This window comes from Streptomyces sp. NPDC054932 (genome assembly GCF_053610205.1).
Genome location: NZ_JBSGXU010000007.1, coordinates 12,479 through 32,229, shown reverse-complemented (window position 1 = coordinate 32,229; position 19,751 = coordinate 12,479). Strand labels below are relative to the sequence as shown.

Here is a 19,751-nt window from a genome sequence, read left to right as displayed (position 1 = left end):
CACCCTGAGTGACGGGGGCCGAAGTCCGGAGGTCCCGTTCCGGAGTGTCCGGAACGGGACCCCGCGGGAGTACCCCCGGGAAGTGGGGGGAGTGTCAGGCCCCGACCGATGTCACCCAAAAGCTCACGGAGAGGTAGGGTCGTAAGCGGTCGGGGACATCCCATACAGCTCGCCGGCGCTCTTACCGGCGCACCAACGAGGAGATCGGTTCGTGACGATCCGCGTAGGCATCAACGGTTTTGGCCGAATTGGCCGTAACTATTTCCGGGCGCTCCTGGAGCAGGGAGCGGACATCGAGATCGTCGGTGTCAACGACCTGACTGACAACGCGACCCTGGTGCATCTGCTCAAGTACGACACCATCCTGGGCCGCCTCAAGGCCGAGGTCTCCCACACCGACGACAGCATCACCGTCGGTGGCCAGACGTTCAAGACCTTCGCAGAGCGTGACCCCGCCAACCTCCCCTGGGGCGAGCTGGGCGCCGACATCGTCATCGAGTCGACCGGCATCTTCACCAAGAAGGCCGACGCCGCCAAGCACATCGCCGCGGGCGCGAAGAAGGTCCTCATCTCGGCTCCGGCCAAGGACGAGGACATCACCATCGTGATGGGCGTCAACCACGACAAGTACGACGCGGCCAACCACCACGTCATCTCCAACGCCTCCTGCACCACCAACTGTGTGGCGCCGATGGCCAAGGTCCTCGACGAGAACTTCGGCATCGTCAAGGGCATGATGACGACGGTCCACGCGTACACGAACGACCAGCGCATCCTGGACTTCCCGCACTCGGACCTGCGCCGCGCCCGCGCCGCCGCCGAGAACATCATCCCGACCTCCACCGGTGCCGCGAAGGCCACCGCGCTGGTTCTCCCGCAGCTCAAGGGCAAGCTGGACGGCATCGCCATGCGCGTCCCGGTTCCGACCGGTTCGGTCACCGACCTGGTCCTGGAGCTCTCCCGCGAGACCACGGTGGAAGAGATCAACGCGGCCTTCCAGAAGGCCTCGGAGGGGCAGCTCAAGGGCATCCTCGACTACACCGAGGACGCGATCGTCTCCTCCGACATCGTGAACTGGCCCGCGTCCTGCACCTTCGACTCCTCCCTGACCATGGTTCAGGACGGCACGCAGGTCAAGGTCGTCGGCTGGTACGACAACGAGTGGGGCTACTCCAACCGTCTCGTCGACCTCACCGTCTTCGTCGGCGGTCAGCTCTAAGAACGTAGGGCAAGGCACCACGATGTGAGCACAGGGTCCGAGCAGCGCAACGAAGCGCCGCACGGGCCCTGTTGCTTGCCTCGTTCTTTCCTTCCTCGCCCTTCGAGTGAAGGCTAAAGGAGTAGAAATACATGAAGACGATCGATGAACTGCTCGCCGAGGGCGTCAAGGGCAAGCGGGTCTTCGTCCGCGCGGACCTGAACGTCCCGCTGGCCGAGGGCACCATCACCGACGACGGCCGCATCCGCGCCGTCCAGCCCACGATCGCGAAGCTCGCCGAAGCCGGCGCCCGCGTCATCGTGGCCTCGCACCTGGGCCGTCCGAAGGGCACCGGCGTGGAGCCGGCGTTCTCGCTCGCCCCGGCCGCCGCGCGCCTCGGCGAACTCCTCGGTGCGGACGTCGCGTTCGCCACCGACACCGTCGGCGCCTCCGCCAAGGAGACGGTCGCGGCTCTCACCGACGGCCGGGTCGCCGTCATCGAGAACCTGCGCTTCAACGCCGGCGAGACCTCCAAGGACGACGCCGAGCGCGGCGCCTTCGCGGACCAGCTCGCCGAGCTCGCCGACATCTACGTGGGCGACGGCTTCGGCGCGGTGCACCGCAAGCACGCCTCGGTCTTCGACCTCCCCGCCCGCCTCCCGCAGGCCGCCGGCTACCTCATCGCCACCGAGGTCGGCGTCCTGAAGAAGCTGACCGCCGAGGTCGAGCGCCCGTACGTCGTGGTCCTCGGCGGCGCCAAGGTCTCCGACAAGCTCGCCGTCATCGACGAGCTGCTCGGCAAGGCCGACCGCATCCTCATCGGCGGCGGCATGGCCTACACCTTCCTCTACGCCAAGGGGTACGAGGTCGGCATCTCCCTGCTCCAGAAGGACCAGGTGGAGAAGGTCAAGGAGTACATGGAGCGCGCCGAGAAGACCGGCGTCGAGCTGGTCCTCCCGGTCGACGTGCTGGTCTCCGCGGAGTTCCCGGACCTCAAGGGCAAGACCCCGGCCACCTTCGAGACCGTCGACGCGGACAAGATCCCCGCCGACAAGGAGGGCCTGGACATCGGCCCCAAGACGCGCGAGCTGTACGCGTCGAAGATCGCCGACGCCAAGACCGTCTTCTGGAACGGTCCGGTCGGCGTCTTCGAGCACCCCGACTACGCCGGGGGCACCGCAGCCATCGCCCAGGCCCTGCTCGACAGCAGCGCCTTCACCGTCGTCGGCGGTGGCGACAGCGCCGCCGCGGTCCGCATCCTGGGCTTCGACGAGAATGCATTCGGCCACATCTCGACCGGTGGCGGCGCCTCCCTCGAATACCTCGAGGGCAAGACGCTCCCCGGCCTCGCCGCCCTGGAGGGCTGAACCCGTATGACCACGCGCACCCCGCTCATGGCGGGCAACTGGAAGATGAACCTCAACCACCTCGAGGCCATCGCCCACGTCCAGAAGCTCGCCTTCGCCCTCACCGAGAAGGACTACGACGCCGTCGAGGTCGCGGTCCTGCCGCCCTTCGTCGACCTGCGCTCCGTCCAGACCCTGGTCGACGGCGACAAGCTGAAGATCAAGTACGGCGCCCAGGACATCTCGGCGCACGAATCCGGCGCCTACACCGGTGAGATCTCCGGCCCGATGCTGTGGAAGCTGAAGTGCACGTACGTGGCCGTCGGCCACAGCGAGCGCCGTCAGTACCACGGCGAGACCGACGAGATCTGCAACGCCAAGGTCAAGGCCGCCTTCCGGCACCAGATCACCCCGATCCTCTGCGTCGGCGAGGGCCTGGACGTCCGCAAGGCCGGCCAGCAGGTCCCGTACACGCTGAGCCAGCTCGACGGCGGCCTCAAGGACGTCCCGGCCGAGCAGGTCGAGAACATCGTGATCGCGTACGAGCCCGTCTGGGCGATCGGGACCGGCGAGGTCGCCACCCCCGACGACGCCCAGGAGGTCTGCGGGGCGATCCGCGGCCGTCTCGCCGAGCTGTACTCGCAGGAGCTGGCCGACAAGGTCCGCATCCAGTACGGCGGCTCCGTGAAGTCCGGGAACATCGCGGCGATCATGGCCCAGCCTGACGTCGACGGCGCCCTGATCGGCGGCGCGGCGCTGGACGCGGACGAGTTCGTCAAGATCGTCCGCTTCCGCGACCAGTGAGTATGCGGTAGGGCGGATCCGTCGTACCCTTGCGGGGGCCAGGGGCTGAACCACCAGCCACTGGCCCCCGCGCACATTTCGCAAAGCCGGAAAGCCCGAAAAAGCCAGAAAGTAGGAATCAGCCGTGATTATGGGGTTCTCGATCGCCCTGATCGTCTTCAGCGCCCTGCTGATGCTGCTCGTGCTGATGCACAAGGGCAAGGGCGGCGGCCTCTCCGACATGTTCGGCGGCGGTATGCAGTCGTCGGTCGGCGGTTCCTCCGTCGCGGAGCGCAACCTGGACCGCATCACCGTGGTCGTCGGTCTGCTGTGGTTCGCGTGCATCGTCGCGCTCGGCCTGCTGATGAAGGCGAGCAGCTGACCGTTCTGGCCATTCCGGCAGTCCGGTCGGCACCACCCGGCCTATCATGAGGGTCGGCGTTCATCGCGTGGAATCAGTAACTCCGCTCACTGGACGTGCGTTGGGCCTTACGTAGACTTGGGCGCTCCGCGGCGGGATATCCACTCACACTCCGCGGCACCATCACGCAGGGAGTTACGACCGTGGCAAGTGGCAACGCGATCCGTGGTAGCCGGGTCGGAGCGGGGCCGATGGGTGAGGCAGAGCGCGGCGAGTCCGCGCCCCGCCTGCGCATCTCCTTCTGGTGCTCGAACGGGCACGAGACGCAGCCGAGCTTCGCCAGCGACGCGCAGGTGCCGGACACCTGGGACTGCCCGCGCTGCGGGTTCCCGGCCGGCCAGGACCGGGACAACCCGCCCGCACCGCCGCGTACCGAGCCGTACAAGACGCACCTGGCGTACGTACGGGAACGGCGCTCGGACGCCGACGGCGAGGCGATCCTCGCCGAGGCGCTCGCCAAGCTCCGCGGCGAGATCTGAGACGACCCGAAGCATGTGACGTGAGGCCCGGTCCCACAGGAACTTCTCCTGTGGGACCGGGCCTCTTTGTGTGCGTTGTGCCGCTTCTGATCCCTTAAGTTGGAGAACGGCGGGGCACGACAGGACGGAAGAAGTGGGTTGATGTCCGAGATGAACGCAGGCAGCCGTACGAAGCTCAACCGGACGCCGGAGTGGCTGGCACTCGGCAAGCACCGGGAGGAGTTCGGGCAGACGCATCTGCGGGAACTGTTCGAGGAGAATCCCGGCCGCGGCGCCGACTACACCCTGCAGGTCGCCGACCTGCACATCGACTACTCGAAGCACCTCGTCACCGACGAGACGCTCGCGCTGCTGCGCGAACTGGCCGAGGCCACCGGCGTGGCCGGGCTGCGCGAGGCGATGTTCCGCGGCGAGAAGATCAACACGACCGAGGACCGGGCAGTGCTGCACACCGCCCTGCGCGCGCCGACGGCCGCGGTCGTCGAGGTGGACGGCGAGAACGTCGTTCCCGGCGTGCACGCCGTCCTCGACAAGATGGCGGCGTTCTCCGACCAGGTCCGGTCGGGGGAGTGGACCGGCTTCACCGGCAAGCGCATCCGCACCGTCGTCAACATCGGCATCGGCGGCTCCGATCTGGGCCCGGCGATGGCGTACGAGGCGCTGAAGGCCTTCACCGACCGCCACCTGACGGTGCGTTTCGTCTCCAACGTGGACGGCGCCGACCTGCACGAGGCGGTGCGGGACCTGGACCCGGCCGAGACGCTGTTCATCATCGCCTCCAAGACCTTCACCACCATCGAGACCATCACCAACGCCACCTCGGCGCGCGGTTGGCTGCTCGCCGGACTGGGCGGCGACCAGGCCGCCGTGGCACGGCACTTCGTCGCCCTGTCGACCAACGCCGAGAAGGTCACCGACTTCGGCATCGATCCGGCCAACATGTTCGAGTTCTGGGACTGGGTCGGCGGACGCTACTCCTTCGACTCGGCCATCGGCCTCTCGCTGATGATCGCCATCGGCCCGGCCGCGTTCCGGGAGATGCTCGGCGGCTTCCACACCATGGACGAGCACTTCCGCACGGCGCCGCCGGAGCAGAACGCCCCGCTCCTGATGGGCCTGTTGGGGATCTGGTACGGCGCCTTCTTCGACGCGCAGTCGCACGCGGTGCTCCCGTACAGCCACTACCTCTCGCGCTTCACGGCGTACTTGCAGCAGCTGGACATGGAGTCCAACGGCAAGTCCGTGGACCGCGACGGCAACCCGGTGGAGTGGCAGACGGGCCCGGTGGTCTGGGGCACCCCCGGCACCAACGGGCAGCACGCCTACTACCAGCTGATCCACCAGGGGACGAAGGTGATCCCCGCCGACTTCATCGGCTTCGCCCGGCCGGTCGCCGAGCTGGAGGCGGCCCCGGCGGCCCAGCACGACCTGCTGATGGCGAACTTCTTCGCGCAGACCCAGGCGCTGGCCTTCGGAAAGACGGCGGACGAGGTGCGCGCCGAGGGCGCCCCGGAGTCGCTCGTCCCGCACAAGACCTTCCACGGCAACCACCCGACGACCACCGTCCTCGCGAAGGAGCTCACCCCGGCGGTGCTGGGCCAGCTGATCGCGCTGTACGAGCACAAGGTGTTCGTCCAGGGCGCGGTGTGGAACATCGACTCCTTCGACCAGTGGGGCGTCGAGCTGGGCAAGGTGCTCGCCAAGCGCGTCGAGCCGGCGCTGAGCGAGGGCGCGGACGTGCCGGGGCTGGACGCCTCGACGAAGGCCCTGGTGGCCACGTACCGCACGCTCCGCGGCCGGAGCTGATCCGTCGGACGCAGAAGGGCCCGCTCCCTCGGGGGAGCGGGCCCTTCCGCCTGCCGGCCGGCTCCCGTCAGGAAGACGCCGGGGGGTACATGCCGGTCGGGAGCTTGGCCGCCGCCGCGCGGTCCAGGAGCCACAGGGTGCGGGAGCGGCCGTACGCCGCCGCGGCCGGTGCCTGGACCTCGCCCGCGCCGCCGAGGGCCAGGGAGACCGCACCGGCCTTGTCCTCGCCCGCGGCCAGCAGCCAGACCTCACGAGCCGCCCGGATCGCCGGGAGCGTGAGCGAGATCCGGGTGGGCGGGGGCTTGGGCGCGCCGTGCACGCCGACCACCGTGCGCTCGGTCTCGCGGGCCGCCGGGTGCTCCGGGAAGAGCGAGGCCACGTGCGTGTCCGGGCCCACGCCCAGCATCAGCACGTCGAAGCGGGGGACCGGGCCGTGGTCCTCCGGACCGGCCGCCTTCGCCAGCTCGGCCGCGTAGGCGGCTGCCGCCGCGTCCACGTCGCCCCCGTACGGACCGTCCGAGGCGGGCATCACGTGTACGCGGGCGGGGTCCACCGGGACCGCGTCGAGCAGGGCCTCGCGGGCCTGGGTGTGGTTGCGCTCGGGGTCGTCGGCGGGGACGTACCGCTCGTCGCCCCACCACAGGTCGAGCCGGGACCAGTCGACCGCGTCCCGCGCCGGGGCGGCGGCCAGTGCCGCGAGCAGGCCGTTGCCGTTGCGTCCGCCGGTGAGGACCACGGACGCGGTGCCGCGGGCCGTCTGCGCGTCCACGATCTTCGTGATGAGCCGGGCCGCGGTGGCCTGGGCCATCAGTTCCTTGTCCCGGTGGACGACGACCTGGGGAGTCGTCATACCCATGTGCTGCCGCCTTCTGGTAGTGCGGGGGTTGTGGGTACCGCTGCGCGGAGCTTTCCCCACCCCGCCCTTTCGCCGTTTCCCGGGCTCTGCCCGGACCCGGTCCTCAAACGCCGGACGGGCTGACAATCCAGCCTCGCCAGGGGGTACCTCCCAGCGGTAGCCGGGGGAGTTTGAGGACCGGGGTCTGGGGCGGAGCCCCAGCAAGGTCCCGCAGGGGCCTCTACTTGGCCTTGGCCCTCTTGGGCTTCGGAGCCGGCTCCGGGGCCTGCTCCGCCGGAGCCTCGGCCTCCGGCTCCGGCTCCGGGGCCGAGGCCTCCAGCCTCGCCACGCCGAACTTCAGCGAGGCCTCGTAGGTGTTGTCCGGATCCAGCCTGCGCAGCTCCTCCGCCAGGAGCTCGGCCGTGTCGCGGCGCTTGAGCGCCACCGCACGGTCGGGCTGCCCCGGCATGCAGAGCGTCGCCAGCGCGCCGTCCGCCCGGTCCAGGACGATGTCGCCGTCCTTGGTGGCCAGCCGTACGGCCGTCAGGCCCGGGCCCGACGACAGCGTGCGCCTGACGGGGACCTGGAGCCGGTCCGCCAGCCACATGGCCAGCAGTTCGCAGCTCGGGTTCTCGTCCTCGCCCTCGACGGTCGCCGAGACGACCGACAGGGCCTGCTGGTCCAGGGCCGCCGCCAGCATGGAGCGCCACGGCGTGATCCGGGTCCAGGACAGGTCCGTGTCCCCGGGAGCGTACGCCCCCGCCCGGCCGCCGAGCGCCCTGATCGGGTCCTCGCAGGAGTACGTGTCCGTGATCCGGCGCTGCCCCAGCGCACCCAGCGGATCGCCCGCCAGGTCCGCGGGAGCACCGTCCGGCCACCAGACGACCACGGGGGCGTCCGGCAGGAGCAACGGGAGAACCACCGACTGGGCGTGGTCGACCAGTTCGCCGTGAAGGCGGAGCACAACCGTTTCACCGCTGCCGGAGTCCGCCCCGACGCGGACTTCCGCGTCGAGCCGGGCATCGCGGCGGCTGCGCGGCGAGCGGCTGGCCCGCTTGATGACGACGACGATCCGCGAGGGGTGTTCGTGGGACGCGTCGTTCGCCGACTTGAGCGCGTCGTACGCGTTCTCCTCGTCGGTCACGATCACCAGCGTGAGGACCATGCCGATGGCCGGCGTGCCGATGTCCCGGCGTGCCTGCACCATCGCGGCATTGATCTTGCTGGAGTTGGTCTCCGTGAGGTCGATCTTCATGGCCGGCGCCAGCTCCGTCCGTCTCGTGCGAGCATCTCGTCCGCCTCGACCGGCCCCCAGGTGCCCGACGGGTACTGCGCGGGCTTGCCGTGCTTGTCCCAGTACTCCTCGATCGGGTCGAGGATGTTCCAGGACAGTTCGACTTCCTGGTGGCGCGGGAAGAGGTTCGCGTCGCCGAGGAGCACGTCGAGGATGAGCCGCTCGTACGCCTCGGGGCTCGACTCCGTGAAGGACTCGCCGTAGGCGAAGTCCATCGTGACGTCCCGGACCTCCATGGAGGTGCCCGGGACCTTGGAGCCGAAACGGACCGTCACGCCCTCGTCCGGCTGGACCCGGATGACCAGGGCGTTCTGTCCCAGCTCCTCGGTCGCGCCCGACTCGAACGGCAGGTACGGGGCCCGCTTGAAGACGACCGCGATCTCGGTCACCCGGCGGCCCAGGCGCTTGCCCGTCCGCAGGTAGAACGGGACGCCCGCCCAGCGGCGGTTGTTGATCTCCAGCCGGATGGCCGCGTAGGTGTCGGTCTTCGACTTGGGGTCGATGCCGTCCTCTTCGAGGTACCCGACGACCTTCTCGCCGCCCTGCCAGGCGGCCGCGTACTGGCCGCGCACCGTGTGCTTGCCCAGGTCCTCCGGCAGCTGCACCGCCGTGAGCACCTTGAGCTTCTCGGCCACCAGCGCCTTGGGGTGGAAGGAGCCGGGCTCCTCCATCGCGGTCAGCGCGAGCAGCTGCAGCAGGTGGTTCTGGATGACGTCACGCGCGGCGCCGATGCCGTCGTAGTACCCGGCCCGGCCGCCGATGCCGATGTCCTCGGCCATGGTGATCTGCACGTGGTCGACGTACGACCGGTTCCAGATCGGCTCGAACATCGTGTTGGCGAAGCGGAGCGCCAGGATGTTCTGGACGGTCTCCTTGCCGAGGTAGTGGTCGATCCGGAAGACCTCGTCGCGGGGGAAGACCTCGTGGACGACCTTGTTGAGTTCCTCGGCGCTCTTCAGGTCGTGTCCGAAGGGCTTCTCGATGACGGCACGCCGCCAGGAGCCCTCCTTCTGCGCCAGCCCGTGGTCCTTGAGCTGCTGGACCACCTTGGGGAAGAACTTCGGCGGGACGGACAGGTAGAAGGCGAAGTTGCCGCCCGTGCCCTGTGCCTTGTCCAGCTCCTCTATGGTCGCCTTCAGCGTCTCGAAGGCGGCGTCGTCGTCGAAGTCGCCCGAGACGAAACGGCAGCCCTGCACGAGCTGCTGCCAGACTTCCTCGCGGAACGGCGTGCGGGAGTGCTCCTTGACCGCGTCGTGGACCTCCTGTGCGAAGTCCTCGTCCTGCCACTCGCGGCGGGCGAACCCGATCAGCGAGAAGCCCGGCGGAAGCAGGCCACGGTTGGCCAGGTCGTAGACGGCAGGCATCAGCTTCTTGCGCGACAGGTCACCCGTAACGCCGAAAATGACCAGGCCGGACGGCCCCGCGATGCGCGGGAGCCGCCGGTCCTGTGCGTCACGAAGCGGGTTCGCTCCGTTTACAGACAAGGTGTTCAGGCCTCCGTGGGGGCGAGGCGCTCAAGCTCCGCCTCGGTCGACTTCAGCAGGTCGTTCCAGGACGCCTCGAACTTCTCGACGCCCTCGTCCTCGAGCAGCTGCACCACATCGTCGTACGAGATGCCCAGCTTCGCGACCGCGTCGAGCTCGGCGCGCGCCTGCGCGTAGCTCCCGCGCACGGTGTCGCCCGTGATCCGACCGTGGTCGGCGGTGGCCTCCAGGGTGGCCTCCGGCATGGTGTTCACCGTGTTCGGGGCGACCAGGTCGTCCACGTACAGGGTGTCCTTGTACGCCGGGTCCTTGACGCCCGTCGAGGCCCACAGTGCGCGCTGCTTGTTGGCGCCCAGACGCTCCAGGGCGGTCCAGCGGTCCGAGGAGAAGACCTCCTCGTAGGCCTCGTAGGCCAGACGGGCGTTGGCGAGCGCCGCCTTGCCCTTGAGGGCCTTCGCCTCGTCGGTGCCGACCGCGTCCAGGCGCTTGTCGATCTCGCTGTCCACGCGGGACACGAAGAAGGAGGCGACCGAGTGGATCAGGGAGAGGTCCAGGCCGGCGGCCTTGGCCTTCTCCAGACCCGCCAGGTACGCGTCCATGACCTCGCGGTAGCGCTCCAGCGAGAAGATCAGCGTGACGTTGACGCTGATGCCCTTGCCGATGACCTCGGTGATCGCCGGCAGGCCGGCCTTGGTCGCCGGGATCTTGATGAGCGTGTTCGGGCGGTCCACCAGCCACGCGAGCTGCTTGGCCTCGGCGATGGTCGCCGGGGTGTTGTGCGCCAGGCGCGGGTCGACCTCGATCGACACCCGGCCGTCCTGGCCGTCGGTGCGGTCGTAGACCGGGCGCAGGATGTCGGCGGCGTCCCTGACGTCCGCCGTCGTGATCATGCGCAGGGCCTCTTCCACGGTGACCTTGCGGGTCGCGAGGTCCGTGAGCTGCTGCTCGTAACCCTCGCCGCCGCTGATGGCCTTCTGGAAGATCGCCGGGTTGGTGGTGACACCGACGACGTGCGACTGGTCGATGAGCTCGGCCAGGTTGCCGGACGTGATGCGCTTGCGGGACAGGTCGTCCAGCCAGATCGCGACGCCTTCGTCGGAGAGGCGCTTGAGTGCGTCTGTCATGGGATTACATCTCCTACTTGGGTTGCGTACCGGCGTCAGCGCGCGGCGGCGGCGAGGGACTCGTGGGCTGCGGCCGCCACGTTCTCGGCCGTGAAGCCGAACTCGCGGAAGAGCACCTTCGCGTCGGCCGAGGCACCGAAGTGCTCCAGCGACACGATCCGGCCGGCGTCACCGACGTAGCGGTGCCAGGTCAGGCCGATGCCCGCCTCGACCGCGACGCGGGCCTTCACCGACGGCGGCAGGACGCTGTCCTTGTACTCCTGGTCCTGCTCCTCGAACCACTCGACGGACGGCATCGAGACGACCCGGGTGGGAACGCCCTGGGCCTGGAGCTGCTCGCGGGCCTCGACGGCCAGGTGCACCTCGGAGCCGGTGCCGATGAGGAGGACCTGTGCCGGGCCGCCCTCGGCCTCGAACAGGACGTACCCGCCCTTGGCGGCGGCCTCGTTGCGCTCGTAGGTCGGCACACCCTGGCGGGTCAGCGCGAGGCCGTGCGGGGCACCCTTGCCGAAGACCTTGGTGTGGCGGCGCAGGATCTCGCGCCAGGCGATGGCGGTCTCGTTGGCGTCGGCCGGGCGGACGATGTTCAGGCCCGGGATGGCGCGCAGCGAGGCGAGGTGCTCGACCGGCTGGTGGGTCGGGCCGTCCTCGCCGAGACCGATGGAGTCGTGCGTCCACACGTACGTCACCGGCAGGTGCATCAGCGCGGACAGGCGGACGGCGTTGCGCATGTAGTCGGAGAACACCAGGAAGGTGCCGCCGTAGATGCGGGTGTGGCCGTGCAGCGCGATGCCGTTCATGGACGCGGCCATGGCGTGCTCGCGGATGCCGAAGTGGATGGTGCGGCCGTACGGGTCGGCCTCCGGCAGCGGGTTGCCCACCGGCAGGAACGAGGAGTCCTTGTCGATGGTGGTGTTGTTGGAGCCGGCCAGGTCGGCCGAGCCGCCCCACAGCTCCGGGATGACCGCGCCGAGCGCGCCGAGCACCTTGCCGGAGGCGGCGCGGGTGGCGACGCCCTTGCCGGCCTCGAAGACGGGAAGCTTGTCCTCCCAGCCCGCGGGCAGCTCGTTGGCGTTGATGCGGTCGAACTCGGCGGCGCGCTCCGGGTTGGCGGTGCGCCAGGCGGAGAAGTCCTTCTCCCACGCGGCCTTGGCCTCGCGGCCGCGGTCGCCGAGGGCGCGGGTGTGGGCGATGACCTCGTCGGCGACCTCGAAGGTCTGCTCCGGGTCGAAGCCGAGCACGCGCTTGGTGGCCGCGACCTCGTCGTCGCCGAGCGCCGAGCCGTGGGCGGCCTCGGTGTTCTGGGCGTGCGGGGCGGGCCAGGCGATGATCGAGCGGGCCGCGATGAAGGACGGGCGGCCGGTCTCGGCCTTGGCGGCCTGGAGAGCGGCGAACAGCGCCTTCGGGTCGAGGTCGCCGTTCTCCTGCTGCTCGACGCGCTGGACGTGCCAGCCGTACGCCTCGTAGCGCTTGAGGGTGTCCTCGGAGACGGCCGTCTCCGTGTCACCCTCGATGGAGATGTGGTTGTCGTCCCACAGCAGGACGAGGTTGCCGAGCTTCTGGTGGCCGGCCAGCGCGGACGCCTCGTGGGAGATGCCCTCCTGGAGGCAGCCGTCGCCCGCGATCGCGTAGATCATGTGATCGAACGGAGAGGCGCCCTGGGCGGCCTCCGGGTCGAACAGACCGCGCTCGTAGCGGGCGGCCATGGCCATGCCCACCGCGTTGGCGATGCCCTGGCCGAGGGGGCCGGTGGTGGTCTCCACGGCGGCCGTGTGGCCGTACTCCGGGTGGCCGGGGGTCTTCGAGCCCCAAGTGCGGAACGCCTTCAGGTCGTCCAGCTCGAGCCCGAACCCGCCGAGGTAGAGCTGGGTGTAGAGCGTCAGGGAGGAGTGCCCCGCGGAGAGCACGAAGCGGTCGCGGCCAACCCACTCGGGGTCCGCCGGGTCGTGCCGCATCACCTTCTGGAAGAGGGTGTACGCGGCGGGGGCCAGGCTCATCGCCGTACCGGGGTGGCCGTTTCCGACCTTCTGGACCGCGTCAGCGGCCAGGATGCGGGCGGTGTCGACGGCCCGCTGGTCCAGTTCGGTCCACTCGAGCTCTGTGGTGGTCGGCTTGGTGCTCACCGTGGGTCAGGGCTCCTCTCCACATGTATGAATCCCGGTGACGAACGGTGCACCGGCGCGATTCCGAGCCTACCCCCGCAACGGCGTGCAGCTATTCGAGTGCAGGCAGTCCGTCACCGCGCCGCCGACCCGCGTTCACCCGCGCACCGGCCCCCGGCGCGGGCCGTCCCCCGTATGTATGCACGGTCCGATCGGCTCAACACGAGGCGACCCCGGCGCAGGGCGACGTAAGTGCAACGTCTACAGTGGCGTGGTACGCGCAAGCCTTAACCGGGCCTTCATGTCGTGAATGGTCCGAGTCGGAGCTTGCTGGATTCTCTCTCAGGGGTGTGCGTGACGGCCGTCGAATCCCGTCCAGCGGGGGTGCTCGGGACGAGCCCCGGTCACCGGCCGCTCGGGACCCGCGTCATGGCTTTCGTGGCATTGACCAAGCCGCGGATCATCGAACTTCTGCTGATCACCACAGTGCCGGTGATGTTCCTTGCCGAGCAGGGCGTTCCGTCGCTGCGGCTGGTCCTGGTGACCTGCCTTGGCGGCTACTTGTCCGCGGGCGGCGCCAACGCGCTGAACATGTACATCGACCGCGACATCGACGCGCTGATGGACCGGACCTCGCAGCGCCCGCTGGTGACCGGCATGGTCAGCCCGAGAGAGTGCCTGGCCTTCGGTCTCACCCTGGCCGTCGTCTCCACCCTCTTCTTCGGCCTGCTCGTCAACTGGCTGTCGGCGGCGCTGTCGCTCGGGGCGCTCCTCTTCTACGTGGTCGTCTACACCATGCTGCTGAAGCGGCGCACCGCCCAGAACATCGTCTGGGGCGGCATCGCGGGCTGCATGCCGGTGCTCATCGGCTGGTCGGCCGTCACGAACGAGGTCTCCTGGGCCGCGGTCATCCTCTTCCTCGTCATCTTCTTCTGGACGCCGCCGCACTACTGGCCGCTGTCGATGAAGGTCAAGGACGACTACGCGCGGGCCGGCGTGCCGATGCTCCCGGTGGTCGCGGGCAACCGGGCCGTGGCGCGCCAGATCGTCCTCTACAGCTGGGTGATGGTGGCGGTCTCGCTGCTGCTGACCCCGCTGGGGTACACCGGCTGGTTCTACACCGCGGTCGCGCTGGCGGCGGGCGGCTGGTGGCTGTGGGAGGCGCACGCGCTGCACGCCCGTGCCAAGGCGGGGGTCGTGGGCGCGAAGCTCAAGGAGATGCGCCTGTTCCACTGGTCGATCACCTACGTGTCGCTGCTGTTCGTGGCGGTGGCCGTGGATCCCTTCCTCCGCTGATTACTCGCCGGTAGCATGGCTTCCATGGGAGACACCGAAGACACCGCAGCCGCCCCTGCCGCCGCAGGCGCCGCGGAGAAGAAGCAGGACCGCAGGGCCGCCAAGCTGGCCAAGCAGATCGGCGCGTTCGCCAGGCAGCACGGCGGCGCCGAGGGCCAGCTCGCCCACATCGGCCAGGCCGGCACCCGGATCGTGCTCGTGGGCACGGACGGCGGCTGGGGCGACCTGGTCGCGCCCACCTTCGCGGTGGCGCAGCTGGCCGCGGAGAAGGCCGGGCTGACCCTTCACGACGAGTTCGACGGGGAGTTCGCCGCGCGCGTGCGCACGGGCCCGTACGAGTGGACGCGGATGGCCGGCATCCAGATCGGCGGACCCGAGAACCCGGCGGCCTGAGCCCCGGACCCCCTCCGGGGGACCGGGGTGTGCCGTCTCGGTCAACAGCCCGAGCAACACCTCACACCCCGCTCACCCGTTAGGACGTGTGGAAGCCCCTTCCTCACGTCCGCAACGGGATGCCCGGATGATCGAAATGCCGCCCCTGGTGGACCAGTACTGCCACGGAGTCCTCCGTACGGAGCTGGGCCTGGGCACCTTCGAGGCCCAGCTGATGCCCTCGGCCGGCCCGCCTGCCGCGGGCACCACCTTCTTCGACACGCAGACCGGCTTCGCGGTGCGCCGCTGGTGCCCGCCGCTGCTGGGGCTGGAGCCGCACGCCGCCCCTGCCCACTATCTGGCCCGGCGCCGCGAGCTGGGCGCGGCCGAGACCGCGCGGCGACTGCTCAGAGGCTCCGGCGTCGCCGCCTACCTGGTCGACACCGGGACGGCCGGGGACCTCACCGGCCCCAAGGAACTGGCGCTCGCCGGGGACGCCGAGGCCTTCGAGACGGTCCGGCTGGAGTTACTGGCCGAGCAGGTCGCCGACACCTCCGGGACGGTGGGCGCCTTCCTCACCAATCTCGCCGAGGCCGTCCACCACGCCGCCGCCGGGGCCGCGGCCTTCACCTGCGCCACGGCCTTCGCCCGCGCGGAGGGCGCGGAGGGCGCGGACCCCCCGGTCCTGGAGCCCGAGCCGCCCGGTCCCGGTGCGGTGCGCGGGGCGGCCGGGCGATGGCTGGCCCGGCGGCCGCGGGGCGGGGCCGTACGGGACCCCGTACTCCTCGCACACCTGCTGTGGAGCGCGGTGGCGTCGGGGCTGCCGCTCCAGCTGCACACCGGCGCGGCCGACGCCGCCCCGCTGACCGGGTTCGTACGGGCCACCGCGGGCCTGGGCACGCGGCTGGTGCTGCTCGGGGAACATCCGTACCACCGCCGTACCGCGCAGCTGGCGGCGGCCTTCCCGCACGTCTACGCCGATACCGGCGCGGCCCTGGGCCGGACCGGGGCGCGGGGCGCGGCGGTCCTGGCGGAGCTGCTGGAGCTCGCTCCGTTCGGGAAGGTGCTGTTCTCCAGCGGAGGCCGGCACCTGCCCGAACTGCACGCGGTGGGCGCCCTGGTGTTCCGCGAGGCGCTGGGCCGGGCGCTGGGCGGGTGGGTCACCGAGGGGTCCTGGTCCTGGCGGGACGCTGAACGGGTCGCCGCCATGGTCGCGGCGGGCAACGCCCGCCGCGTCTACCGCCTGGACGGGCCCTGACGGGCGCGGTTCAGACGGCGGAGAGCTGGGGGTCGCCCTGGGAGGGGACCTCCGCCTGCTCGACCGGACGCTCGCGCAGGCTCAGCGCGACCCGGAGGGCTGCGATCCACACCAGGCACGAGCCCAGCATGTGGGCGGCGACCAGGGCCTCGGGGACCTGGGTGGCGTACTGCACGTAGCCGATGGCGCCCTGGGCGAGCAGGACGATCAGCAGGTCGCGGGCGCGTGCCCGGGTGTCGGCGGGAGCGTCCACGACGCGCAGGACCAGCCACATCGCGACGGCGAGCGCGCACACCAGCCAGGCCGCGACGGCGTGCACGTGGGCGGTGGTGTCCCAGTCGAAGGGCATGCGCCTGATCTCGCTGCTGTCACCGGCGTGCGGGCCGGAGCCGGTCACGACGGTGCCCGCCGCGATCAGGACGAGGGTGGTCGAGAGCATCGCCCACGACAGCTTGCGCACCGGGCCGGGCACGCGCGGCCGGGGGGCGCCGTCGGCCTCGCGGGTGCGCTGCCAGGTGACCGTCGTCACGGTGATCAGCGCGGTGGCGAGCAGGAAGTGCCCGGCCACGCTGTAGGGGTTGAGCCCGGTCAGGACGGTGATTCCGCCGAGTACGGCGTTCGCCATCACGATGACGAACTGGACCCAGCCGAGCTTCGTCAGGGAGTGCCGCCAGGGCTTGGCCGAGCGGGCGGCGATGATCGCCCAGCCGACGGCCGCGCTGAGCACGTAGGTCAGCATGCGGTTGCCGAATTCGATGGCGCCGTGGAAGCCCTGCTCCTGCGTCACGATCAGGCTGTCGTCGGTGCACTTGGGCCAGGTGTCGCAGCCGAGGCCGGATCCGGTCAGCCGTACCGCGCCGCCGGTGACGACGATGACCACGCTCATGACGAGCGCGGCGAGTGCGGCCCGCTGGACGGTCCGGGGTGATGGGGTCCAGCGGCTGGCGATGTGGGCGAGGGGGTTCAACACGCCCCATATCGTAGGCGACCCCTTGTGCAAAGTTTCACGAGGGGGTGGCCATGGGAGCGTCGGGGCCGATGACCAGCCGGAACCTGGCCCCCTCGGGATCGCCCTCCTCGTGCCACCACAGCAGGATGCGCCAATGGGAGCCCTCGCCCGGGCAGTCCGCCGAGCCGGTGAACCCGCGCAGTAATTCGCCCGCTACATCCTCGGCCGTCCGATTCCTTACTTCTGTGGCGCTGTGCCAGGGATGTTCAAGTACGTTCCACAGTCCGTCAGGTCCGCGGACCTCGAAGCGCCACACCGCGAGCCAGGGGGTGACCTCCAGCATCGTGCGCACCTGCTCGGAGCCGAGACCCAGCCCGGCCGCGATGCCGGGCTCCTCCACCCCCTGGATGCGGGCGGCCACCACGGCCTGGGGCAGCAGCCGTTCGGGCAGCAGCCCCTGCGTGCGCAGGCTGACCAGGGAGTCGAAGGCCAGGAAGCGGAGCCGCAGTTCCAGCTGGCGTCCGATGTGGTCGAGGGCCTCCTCGGCCTCCACGGACTCCTCCGCGGCGGGGTCCGCGAGCAGCAGCTGCCGGAAGTCGGACTCGGCGGCCACCGCCCAGGCCACGGCCTCCTCGGCGGACCCCAGCTCGGCCAGGCGGTCCCCGAGGAACACCTTGGCCTGGGCCAGGCCCCGCCGGTTGACCGGATCCTGCTGGTCCAGTCCCGCCCACAGCTGCACCGCGGTCCGGGTCAGATCGCGGGCGCGCTCACCGGCCGCCCGCTCCATGGCGCTCGGCCCCTCGTCGGCCGCCGGCCCCAGCGGATGCTTCGGCAGCCGGGCCCGGTCGCTCAGCGGCCAGGCCAGCCAGACCCCGTGGTTGATCAGCCCGCGGGCGTACCAGCGGGCGAACTCGGGGGAGTGCCCGGCCGCGCGCTCGGAGCTGCGCAGCCCCTCCTCGATCGTGGCGAGGGCGCCCGCGCGGTCCCCCGCGGCGAAGCGCAGCGCGGCCCGGTCGGCGAGGCGCAGCCCGAGCAGCGCGGTGCACTGCGGGTCGTCGCCGAACGGGCGCAGGGCGCCGATCAGCTCGTCGAGCAGTCGCTCGCGCCCCCCGGGCTCCGTGTGCTCCGCCCCCGACCGCACCCGTGCCCATTGGTCGTCCAGCCGTAGAACGGCCTCCCGCTGCACCATGTCCGCCCCCCGGCTTCATGTGTGAGGCGCCCATCCTCGCGGCAATGCCGTCGGGACGGGAGGGATTTCATTCCCAGCGGAAGAGCCGCGCGGCGGCGCCGAGACCGAGTACGGCCCAGCCCGCCAGCACGGCCGCGTCGACCCACGGGAGCGCGGACCCGTGCTGCAGGACCTCGCGCAGCCCGTCGGACAGGGCCGAGATGGGCAGCAGCCCCAGTACGGACTGCACGGTGTCCGGGAACTTCTCCAGCGGCACGATCACCCCGCCGCCGACCAGCAGCAGCAGGAAGACCAGATTGGCGGCGGCCAGGGTCATCTCGGCCTTGAGGGTGCCCGCCATCAGCAGTCCGAGCCCCGAGAAGGCGGCGGTGCCCAGCAGGATCAGCGCGGCGACCGACAGCGGGTCGCCCTGCGGGGACCAGCCCAGCGCGAGGGCGATCACCGTCAGCAGGGCGATCTGCAGCACCTCGGTGACCAGCACCGACAGGGTCTTGGCGGCCATCAGGGCCCAGCGCGGCAGGGGAGAGGCCCCGAGCCGCTTGAGGACCCCGTAGCGGCGGTCGAAGCCGGTGGCGATGGCCTGGCCGGTGAAGGCCGTGGACATCACGGCGAGCGCCAGGATCCCCGGCGCGAGGAAGTCCACGGACTTCTCGCTCCCGGTGTCGACGATGTCCACGGCGGAGAAGAGGGTGAGCAGCAGCGCCGGGATGATCACGGTCAGCAGCAGCTGCTCCCCGTTGCGCAGCAGCATCCTGGTCTCCAGGGCCGTCTGCGCGAGGATCATGCGGGACACGGGCGCGGCCCCCGGGCGGGGGGTGAACGTACCGGCGCTCATGCGCGCAGCTCCTTACCGGTCAGTTCGAGGAAGACGTCCTCGAGGGTGTGCCGCTCCACCGTGAGGCTGTCCGGCATCACGCCGTGCTGTGCGCACCAGGAGGCGACGGTGGCCAGCAGCTGGGGGTGGACGTCGCCGGTGACCCGGTAGACGCCCGGCATCAGCTCGGCGGCCTCGGTGCCGTCGGGCAGCGCCTTCAGCAGCGAGGCGAGGTCGAGGGAGGGGCGGCCGGTGAAGCGCAGGGTGTTCTCGGCGCCGCCCCGGCACAGCTGCTCGGGGCTGCCGTGGACGATGACCCGGCCCGCGTCCACGATCGCGACCTCGTCCGCGAGCTGCTCGGCCTCGTCCATGTGGTGGGTGGTGAGGACGACGGTGACCCCGTCGGTGCGCAGCTCCCGTACGAGGTCCCAGGTCGCGCGGCGGGCCTGCGGGTCCAGGCCGGCGGTGGGCTCGTCCAGGAAGACCAGCTCGGGGCGGCCCACGACGGCCATGGCCAGGGCGAGGCGCTGCTGCTGGCCGCCGGAGAGCCGGCGGTAGGGGGTGCGGCCGCAGCCGCCGAGTCCGAGGCGTTCCACCAGGGTGCCGACGTCGAGCGGGTCGGCGTACAGCTTGGCCATGTGGCGCAGCATCTCGACGGCGCGGGCTCCGGAGTAGACGCCGCCGGACTGCAGCATCACGCCGATCCGCGGGCGCAGGGCCTCGGCCCGGGCGACCGGGTCGAGGCCGAGGACGCGGACGGTGCCGGCGTCGGGGCGGTGGTAGCCCTCGCAGGTCTCCACCGTGGTCGTCTTGCCCGCGCCGTTGGGACCGAGGACCGCGGTGACGGAGCCGCTCCGGACGGTGAGGTCCAGGCCGTCCACCGCGGTCTTGGTGCCGTACCGCTTCACCAGTCCGCGGATCTCCACGGCGGGGTCGTTGCTCATGGGGGGTGAGTCTACGGAGCCCGGGGAGGGGGCGGGGGTTGCGGGGTCGCGGCCGCC

Annotated in this window: 18 protein-coding genes; 9 read left to right on the top strand and 9 right to left on the bottom strand. The window is 70.7% G+C overall.

Annotated elements, in window-relative coordinates:
* Positions 1-211 precede the first annotated feature (211 nt).
* The 6 genes from gap to pgi all read left to right on the top strand — a co-directional run bounded on the left by gap (position 212) and on the right by pgi (position 6,033).
* Positions 212-1,219, top strand: a complete 1,008-nt coding sequence (gene gap, locus ACWGE1_RS03440) for a type I glyceraldehyde-3-phosphate dehydrogenase (RefSeq protein ID WP_030009077.1) — start codon at positions 212-214, stop codon at positions 1,217-1,219.
* Positions 1,220-1,350: 131 nt separating this feature from the next.
* Positions 1,351-2,565, top strand: a complete 1,215-nt coding sequence (locus tag ACWGE1_RS03435) for a phosphoglycerate kinase (RefSeq protein WP_453418878.1) — start codon at positions 1,351-1,353, stop codon at positions 2,563-2,565.
* A gap of 6 nt (positions 2,566-2,571) precedes the next feature.
* Positions 2,572-3,348, top strand: a complete 777-nt coding sequence (gene tpiA, locus ACWGE1_RS03430) for a triose-phosphate isomerase (RefSeq protein ID WP_453418877.1) — start codon at positions 2,572-2,574, stop codon at positions 3,346-3,348.
* Positions 3,349-3,478: 130 nt separating this feature from the next.
* Positions 3,479-3,709, top strand: coding sequence for a preprotein translocase subunit SecG (gene secG, locus ACWGE1_RS03425; RefSeq protein ID WP_189973883.1), 231 nt, complete (start codon positions 3,479-3,481; stop codon positions 3,707-3,709).
* Positions 3,710-3,891: 182 nt separating this feature from the next.
* The gene (locus ACWGE1_RS03420; RefSeq protein ID WP_010352468.1) at positions 3,892-4,227 is read left to right on the top strand and encodes an RNA polymerase-binding protein RbpA; all 336 of its coding nucleotides are present in this window, start codon (positions 3,892-3,894) and stop codon (positions 4,225-4,227) included.
* Positions 4,228-4,377: 150 nt separating this feature from the next.
* Positions 4,378-6,033, top strand: coding sequence for a glucose-6-phosphate isomerase (gene pgi, locus ACWGE1_RS03415; RefSeq protein WP_453418924.1), 1,656 nt, complete (start codon positions 4,378-4,380; stop codon positions 6,031-6,033).
* A 67-nt stretch (positions 6,034-6,100) separates the two neighbouring features.
* On the opposite strand, the gene pgl is transcribed toward pgi, so the two are convergent.
* The 5 genes from pgl to tkt form a co-directional block, all read right to left on the bottom strand.
* Positions 6,101-6,883, bottom strand: a complete 783-nt coding sequence (gene pgl / locus ACWGE1_RS03410) for a 6-phosphogluconolactonase (protein WP_453418876.1) — start codon at positions 6,881-6,883, stop codon at positions 6,101-6,103.
* A gap of 226 nt (positions 6,884-7,109) precedes the next feature.
* Positions 7,110-8,123, bottom strand: coding sequence for a glucose-6-phosphate dehydrogenase assembly protein OpcA (gene opcA, locus ACWGE1_RS03405; protein ID WP_453418875.1), 1,014 nt, complete (start codon positions 8,121-8,123; stop codon positions 7,110-7,112).
* Complete coding sequence (zwf, locus tag ACWGE1_RS03400; RefSeq protein ID WP_189735925.1) at positions 8,120-9,646, bottom strand: glucose-6-phosphate dehydrogenase; 1,527 nt, start codon at positions 9,644-9,646, stop codon at positions 8,120-8,122. Before zwf ends, opcA begins: the two co-directional genes overlap by 4 nt.
* A 5-nt stretch (positions 9,647-9,651) precedes the next feature.
* Positions 9,652-10,770, bottom strand: a complete 1,119-nt coding sequence (gene tal / locus ACWGE1_RS03395) for a transaldolase (RefSeq protein ID WP_453418874.1) — start codon at positions 10,768-10,770, stop codon at positions 9,652-9,654.
* A 35-nt stretch (positions 10,771-10,805) separates the two neighbouring features.
* Positions 10,806-12,893 carry a transketolase gene (gene tkt / locus ACWGE1_RS03390; RefSeq protein ID WP_453418873.1) on the bottom strand — a complete coding sequence of 696 codons (2,088 nt, stop codon included), beginning with the start codon at positions 12,891-12,893 and terminating at the stop codon, positions 10,806-10,808.
* Between the two features lie 327 nt (positions 12,894-13,220).
* On the opposite strand from tkt, the gene ACWGE1_RS03385 reads away from it, so the two are divergent.
* From ACWGE1_RS03385 to ACWGE1_RS03375, 3 genes are all read left to right on the top strand, one after another.
* Entirely contained in the window at positions 13,221-14,168 is a 948-nt protein-coding gene (locus ACWGE1_RS03385; protein WP_453418923.1) for a heme o synthase, read from the top strand.
* A 15-nt stretch (positions 14,169-14,183) separates the two neighbouring features.
* Positions 14,184-14,561, top strand: a complete 378-nt coding sequence (locus tag ACWGE1_RS03380; RefSeq protein ID WP_453418872.1) for a hypothetical protein — start codon at positions 14,184-14,186, stop codon at positions 14,559-14,561.
* Between the two features lie 127 nt (positions 14,562-14,688).
* Complete coding sequence (locus ACWGE1_RS03375) at positions 14,689-15,798, top strand: amidohydrolase (protein ID WP_453418871.1); 1,110 nt, start codon at positions 14,689-14,691, stop codon at positions 15,796-15,798.
* A gap of 10 nt (positions 15,799-15,808) precedes the next feature.
* Here the strand turns inward: ACWGE1_RS03375 and ACWGE1_RS03370 are convergent, their stop codons facing one another.
* From ACWGE1_RS03370 to ACWGE1_RS03355, 4 genes are all read right to left on the bottom strand, one after another.
* Positions 15,809-16,798: a COX15/CtaA family protein gene (locus ACWGE1_RS03370; protein ID WP_453418870.1), complete on the bottom strand. Its 990-nt coding sequence runs from the start codon at positions 16,796-16,798 to the stop codon at positions 15,809-15,811.
* 4 nt (positions 16,799-16,802) lie between these two features.
* On the bottom strand, positions 16,803-17,936 hold the full coding sequence (locus tag ACWGE1_RS03365; RefSeq protein WP_453418869.1) for a hypothetical protein: 1,134 nt from the start codon (positions 17,934-17,936) through the stop codon (positions 16,803-16,805).
* A gap of 67 nt (positions 17,937-18,003) precedes the next feature.
* Complete coding sequence (locus ACWGE1_RS03360) at positions 18,004-18,771, bottom strand: ABC transporter permease (RefSeq protein ID WP_453418868.1); 768 nt, start codon at positions 18,769-18,771, stop codon at positions 18,004-18,006.
* Positions 18,768-19,694, bottom strand: a complete 927-nt coding sequence (locus ACWGE1_RS03355; protein WP_453418867.1) for an ABC transporter ATP-binding protein — start codon at positions 19,692-19,694, stop codon at positions 18,768-18,770. Before ACWGE1_RS03355 ends, ACWGE1_RS03360 begins: the two co-directional genes overlap by 4 nt.
* Positions 19,695-19,751: the final 57 nt, after the last annotated feature.